The 671-nt window shown below is 36.8% G+C and carries 2 protein-coding genes; both read right to left on the reverse strand.

Annotation, left to right across the window (positions count from 1 at the left end; translation table 11 throughout):
- A partial coding sequence (locus ACFIKJ_RS09625; RefSeq protein ID WP_375670570.1) for a hypothetical protein occupies positions 1-330 on the reverse strand: 330 nt, incomplete at its 3' end.
- A gap of 5 nt (positions 331-335) precedes the next feature.
- Positions 336-671, reverse strand: a 336-nt coding sequence (locus ACFIKJ_RS09630) for a hypothetical protein (RefSeq protein WP_375627066.1), incomplete at its 5' end; no start/stop codon positions are given.

Raw genomic sequence — 671 nt, forward strand, 5'->3', positions numbered from 1 at the left:
ATCAATTGGAATGCGTTTTATATATGCACAATGATCAGAATATAGCGTCAACAAGAAAGATTCATCTGAATTGGGTGGTATCATTTCAAATCTAGTGCATGCAAACGGTCTGAATTCGTATGAAAATGCAAAGCATTGCGATCCTATGAGTTCCATTGGCACGATATTCTCTTCACTTAAGAAGGCATCTATTTTGTCTTTAGAGATTATGGTATCTACATAGGGCTCGCCCTTATCTCCAGAGATCGTTATACAAAGTTCACCTGGATTGTGGGTATTTCTCACAACTAACTGCGAACACAAAGTAGGTTTAATTTCATATCTATACATAATAATTATCTTCTCTCGCTCGTTGTGATAATACTGCCTCCACGAACCTCTGAATCTCCGTAAATGTGTGCGTTACCATACACTTCTGCATTGCAATGAACACTTGCATTTTCGTAAACATGTGCTTTTCCAAAAATACGACCACCATATATTTTTGCGTTATGATGAATTGTTGCATTTTCATAAATATTTGCAAAATAACAAACTTTTGAGTTATCAAATACCTTGGCATTGTTGTAAACTTTTGCACCGCTATAAACCATGGCATCATCATAAACCCAACAGTCTCCTTCATGACTTAAGTTGCTCTCACCTTCTATAAAGCCGCCTAGGTCACCTTT

The organism is Bartonella sp. PS7NMGDW (assembly GCF_042193585.1).
In the GTDB taxonomy this organism is placed as follows: Bacteria; Pseudomonadota; Alphaproteobacteria; order Rhizobiales; family Rhizobiaceae; genus Bartonella; species Bartonella grahamii.